This is a genomic window from Thermoplasmatales archaeon (genome assembly GCA_014361245.1).
GTDB lineage: Archaea > Thermoplasmatota > E2 > UBA202 > JdFR-43 > JACIWB01.
On record JACIWB010000063.1, the window covers coordinates 1 to 5,417 of the forward strand.

At 34.0% G+C, this 5,417-nt stretch carries 6 protein-coding genes and 1 other RNA gene; 5 read left to right on the forward strand and 2 right to left on the reverse strand.

Features of this window, described 5'->3' with window-relative positions:
* Positions 1-205: 205 nt before the first annotated feature.
* The 4 genes from H5T45_07195 to H5T45_07210 all read left to right on the forward strand — a co-directional run bounded on the left by H5T45_07195 (position 206) and on the right by H5T45_07210 (position 3,873).
* Entirely contained in the window at positions 206-448 is a 243-nt protein-coding gene (locus H5T45_07195; GenBank protein MBC7129487.1) for a hypothetical protein, read from the forward strand.
* A gap of 36 nt (positions 449-484) precedes the next feature.
* An RNA gene (gene ffs / locus H5T45_07200) (signal recognition particle sRNA) lies at positions 485-796 on the forward strand.
* Between the two features lie 7 nt (positions 797-803).
* Positions 804-2,216: a DNA-directed DNA polymerase II small subunit gene (locus H5T45_07205; GenBank protein MBC7129488.1), complete on the forward strand. Its 1,413-nt coding sequence runs from the start codon at positions 804-806 to the stop codon at positions 2,214-2,216.
* Between the two features lie 55 nt (positions 2,217-2,271).
* Positions 2,272-3,873, forward strand: coding sequence for a radical SAM protein (locus tag H5T45_07210; protein MBC7129489.1), 1,602 nt, complete (start codon positions 2,272-2,274; stop codon positions 3,871-3,873).
* On the opposite strand, the gene H5T45_07215 is transcribed toward H5T45_07210, so the two are convergent.
* Together H5T45_07215 and hypB are read right to left on the reverse strand one after the other, a co-directional pair.
* Positions 3,866-4,522 (reverse strand): TraB/GumN family protein, encoded by a 657-nt coding sequence (locus H5T45_07215; GenBank protein ID MBC7129490.1) that lies wholly within the window; start codon positions 4,520-4,522, stop codon positions 3,866-3,868. The genes H5T45_07210 and H5T45_07215 overlap by 8 nt on opposite strands.
* Complete coding sequence (gene hypB / locus H5T45_07220; protein MBC7129491.1) at positions 4,507-5,145, reverse strand: hydrogenase nickel incorporation protein HypB; 639 nt, start codon at positions 5,143-5,145, stop codon at positions 4,507-4,509. The genes H5T45_07215 and hypB overlap by 16 nt, the downstream gene beginning before the upstream one ends.
* Before the next feature lie 109 nt (positions 5,146-5,254).
* Here hypB and H5T45_07225 point away from each other — a divergent pair.
* Positions 5,255-5,417, forward strand: a 163-nt coding sequence (locus H5T45_07225; GenBank protein ID MBC7129492.1) for a hypothetical protein, incomplete at its 3' end; no start/stop codon positions are given.

The window sequence follows — 5,417 nt, forward strand, 5'->3', positions numbered from 1 at the left end:
CCATTTTTCCTCATCTATTTTTAGAGCATTACATGCTCCCTCTACCATTTCTTTTCCAAATTCAATTAATCTTTTATCTGTTTCTTTCCAGTTCATCCCATTCCCTCCTTTTAAAATAAATAAAGGAAGATATTTAATCTTTTTCTTTTGTTCTACGGACCCTTGGATTTCACAAAATTTTAATATTTCTTATTATTAACTACCTATGGAAAGAAAATGGCAGAGATGGTTCTTTTATATCGATATAATTGTGATTGCAATTTTTGTTATTGCCACAATTTATGTTGTTAAAGATGCGTATTATGCTGGCTATTACTGGGGCAATCTGGAGAAATATGAAGAATTTTTCTGGAAATTTGCAAGAGATATTGCATTTCAAACAGCATCAATGCTCTGGCTCTTCTATCGCCTCTTTAGGTGCCAGTTTTTGCTTTTAAGAAAGCCATAAATTTATTAATGTCCTCTATTTTATTTTTGGCTAAAAGCACGGAATAGGCCGGGGGGCTAGGCGTCCCCTGTAACCAGAAAACGCCTTCGCTGGGGCCGAAGCCAGCGGGGCGGCGCAGAATGCAGGTATGGATCCACTGCCGAACAATGAGATCTCGTCCTCTGGGATCAAAGGTGATGGGCTTGCAAATTGGAGGATTTGCACGCTCATCTTTGCTTGGAAAAATGGGCCAGGCCCGGAAGGGAGCAGCCCGGTCCGAGACTATTGATGCTCAGAGGGGTGCGGGATTGAGATAAGCGTGGGTAAATCCTTATCTGCATTTTGCGCCCACCTGCGGCGCTTCCGTGCTGGCTAAATGGATGAAGCAAATATAATTGATTTCTTTCAAAAAAATGGCTTCCTTGTGCAACAAGAGGCGATTGAATTTATTCTGAAGAAGGAAATTGACCCTTTTGATTGCCTGCAGAAAATTTTGAATATGGAAGAGATGCCTTTGATAATTTCCATTGATCTACTAAAAGATTTTTTTAGTGAAAAGAAGGAGAATAAAAAAGAAGAAAGGAAAGAAAGCGAGGAATTTAAGATAATAAAGGAAATAGGTGAAAAAAGCAACTGCTCAGGAAAAGTAAATGATTTTCTTAATCTTTTTAGAGATAGATTTGAGAAAATAAAGGAAATTATTAAAAAAAGACAGGAAATGAAGGGTTGTTTAAGTATAAAAAAGGCAAAAAAAGTTGGCGAAGATGTTTCATTAATAGGAATTGTTCGCGATATAAGAAGTGCAAAAAATGGGTTTATTGTGGAAGTTGAGGACGAGGAAGATTCAATTTCTGTTTATGTTCCTAAGGATGTTTGTTCTTCAATAATAAATGATGAGGTAATAGGAATTGCAGGGAAAAGAAACAAAGATTTATTTATTGCAAAAAATATTGTAAGACCCGAAATTCCAATAGAAAGAAGAAATAATTTTTCAGAAGAAGAAAAATATGTTCTTTTCATTTCAGATTTGCACATTGGTAGCAAAAGTTTTCTGGAAGATAAATGGAAAAAATTTGTAAGATGGCTAAACACCGAAAGTGGCACTGAGAGACAGAAAAATGTTGCAAAAAAGATTAAATATGTGATTATGTCGGGGGATTTAGTTGAAGGAGTTGGTATTTATCCAGATCAGGAAAAAGACCTTGAGATAGAAGATATATATGAGCAATATAAGTGCCTTTCAGAGATGCTTTCTGATTTTCCAGCAGGCATTAAAATAATACTGCAACCAGGCAATCACGATGCGGTGCGCCCGCCTCTGCCCCAGCCCCCTCTGGCTAAGGAAATCAGGAGTTTCTTTAAAGGAGACAATTTTATTTTCGTGAGCAATCCCTGCTATTTAAAAATTGATAATGCAACAATACTTTCTTACCACGGGCAATCAATTCAGGATTTTGCCTCCGCCCTCCCAATGTTTAACCAGAATAATCCAATAGATATAATGAAGGAGATGCTTAAAAGGAGGCATCTTTCGCCAATCTATGGAGGGATAACATCTCTTGCACCAGAAAAAGAAGATTATCTTGTTATAGATATTGTGCCTGATATATTTGTTACGGGACATGTTCATGTATCAAGCATAGAAAGCTATAGAGGGGTAATTTTATTGAGTGCATCTACATGGCAAAAACAAACAGATTATCAGAGGATGATGAACCTAATACCCCATCCAGCAATGCCAATAGTTCTAAATTTAGCAAATTTTAAAGGAAGTGTTATTGCTTTCTAACCCACACCCCCTCATTTCCACTGGAAAGTTTATATTTTGATAAAAATTTATTGGTGTGATAACAATAATTGATGGTTATGTGGATGAGCCTTCCTGCTTGGGTGTCCCTCCTTTCATCTCACCTTATATAAGATATATTTGCGGGGCTATAAGGGATGTGGGTGAGGATTATGAGTATATGACTATAGATGATTGGAGGAAGGGAAAAAAGATTAACGGAAATGTTCTTATAATTTATGCAGGGGCTGTTATACCTGGAAAATATTTAAGGGGGATGCCAATATCTTTTAAAGAGTTTTTAAATATATGCTCTCAATTTAAGGGGATAAAAATATTATGTGGTTCCTGTGCAAAATTTGGTTTTGGACAGGGAGGTGGTAAAAACTTAATTGATGGAAGAAAATTTGTTGACTATTGTTGCAAGGGAGATGATGATGCTTTTGTATATGATTTTATAAATGGAGAGATAAGCAACAGGAAGAGGAAAAAAGAGGAGTGGAGAAAATGGAGTATTTTAGGAGTGGAATTAGTAAAACATCATTCAGATTTTCCACAACCACTTATAGCAGAGATAGAGACATACAGGGGTTGTGTAAGATGGTTTAAAGGAGGTTGCTCTTTTTGTATAGAGCCCTCTTTCGGACGCCCGGAAATGAGGGATGAGAGAGATATAATAAATGAAATAAGAGAATTGGCTAAGATTGGTGTAAAAAATTTTAGATTAGGGTGCCAGACCTGTTTCTTTTCATATAAAGCAAAAGGGATTGGGAAAAGTGAATGGCCAAAACCAAATGTAGATGCTATTAAAAGATTGCTCGAAGGAATTTCAAATGTTAAGCCACAGGTATTGCATATAGATAATGTAAATCCTGCAATTGTTGCAGAATGGGAAGATGAGAGCAGGAAAATAGCTAAAATGATAGTAAAATACTGCTCTCCAGGCAATACAGCAGCATTTGGAATGGAAAGTGCCGATGAAAAAGTAATAGAAGAAAATAATCTGAATGCAAAACCAGAACAGGTATTGAAAGCGGTAGAAATTATAAATGAAGAAGGAAGGGAGATAGGAGAAAACGGTATGCCGGATTTTCTTCCTGGAATAAATATTCTTTTTGGATTAAAAGGAGAGAGCAGAAGAACATATGATTTAAATTTAAATTTTTTGAGAGAGATTATTAAGAGGAATCTTCTTCTAAGGAGAATAAATATAAGACAGGTGGTCTATTTTGGAAAAGAAAAGGCAAGAGTGAATTTAAAACTATTTAAGAAATTTAAAAGGATTGTTAATGAGGAAATAAATAAACCAATGCTAAAGAAGATTTTACCCAAAAAAAGTATTCTAAAAAATGTCTTTCTTGAAATAAATATAGGAAAATACACATTTGGAAGGCAGGTCGGCTCCTACCCCGTGCTTGTATGCCTACCTTATAAAACCAATTTAAATCGTTTTGTTGATGTAAAAATTTTTGATCATGGATATAGAAGCGTCACAGGAATTGAATATCCTTTAAATATAAACAAAGTTAGTTATGATATTTTAAAAAATGTGCCCAAGTTAAAAAATAAAGCGGCGGATATAATAAAAAATAGACCTTTTAAAGATATAAACGAGATAAAAAGATTTGGAGAAGAAATTCTTGAGTGGTTTGTTATATGATCTCCTTTAGGTGAATTATCTCAGAATTTAATTTATCTCCAATAATTCTGCTGATCCCACTTATATGTCCTTCCCCTACAATTGCGAGAATTTTGTTGTATTTTTCCGACAAATTCATAAGAGAATATGCCATATGCTCATCTCTTTCATCTACCAATATCCTCTTAATTTTAGGAAATTTTTTTCCAATCTCATCAATGATTTCATCCGCTTTATCTTTAATTTCATTTAGCTCTTTTTCAATCTCTTTTCTACTCCTAAAAAGAGAGAGAAATAAACTTGAGAGAAATAATATCTTTTCTTTTAAACTCAGTTCATTCCATAATTTAGCAATCACTTCATAAGATTTTTTATCAATATAAAATACAGGTATGTTTCTGCTTTTTGCTATCTTCATTGCAGCAACCATTTCTTTTCCTACTTCTCTTCCTAACTTTTTAGCAATATTTTCTTGATATTTGGATAGAAAATAATAGAAGGAAAAAACAAACCTTTTATTATCATTATCTTTTCCCTCAATAACACTTGCTCTTTCCTCATCAAGCTCCAATGCAATCGCATCCGGCTTTTCCTCTGAGATTATCTCCTCTATTCTCTCCTCTATATCAAATACATGCCCAACTCCCAGAATAATCAACTTTTTATCCATTCTACAATCTCTTTTATGCCCCTGTTATTTTTAGCATCTGTCAGAAATACTTTTTTTGGTGCGATTTTTTTAATATCTTCAAGTAAAACATCTATTCTCGCATCCATATAAGGAGCGAGGTCTATTTTATTTATAACAATGAAATCAGCCAGCTGAAATATTAAGGGATGTTTCCTAACCATGTCATCACCTTCAGTTATTGATATAACAACCCCCCGCCTATGCGCCCCCAGCTCAAAGTCCGCAGGGCATACAAGATTACCAACATTTTCTATAAACATATAATCTATTACATCTAAATCCAATTCTTCAATTGCATGCTCTATTAAGTGTGCATCTAAATGGCATTCTTTACCAGTGTTTATATTTACTACCTGCACACCATATTTTTTAATTCTTCTATAATCATCATCTCCAGAAACATCACCAACAATAACTCCTATCTTAAATTCCCTCATTAATTCTATCAGCCTTTCTATTATAAGTGTTTTACCAGAACCAACCGATCCCATAAATTCAATAACCTTCACTTTTTTCTCATCAAAAATTCTTCTTATCTCTTCCGCAATTTTCCTATTCGTCTCATATAAATCCTTACCAATTTCCAAATCTATTTTATGCATATTGCTTATGAAAATATAGGTTATTAAATTTTTTCTATAGGATTGGGGTTGTCGATTAATCAAAAAATTAATGTACTCAAATTAGATTACTATTAAAGGGGATGGGAAAATGAAGAAAGAAGGTTATTGGAAGAAATATAACAAAAGATTTAGTGATTTTGATGTTAAGAAAATATTAAAATTTCTTATAGAATTGGCTGATGAAATTGGAGAACCATTTGAGAAAAAGAGCACAAGAGGAAGATCATTTAAATTATCACCTACACAATATG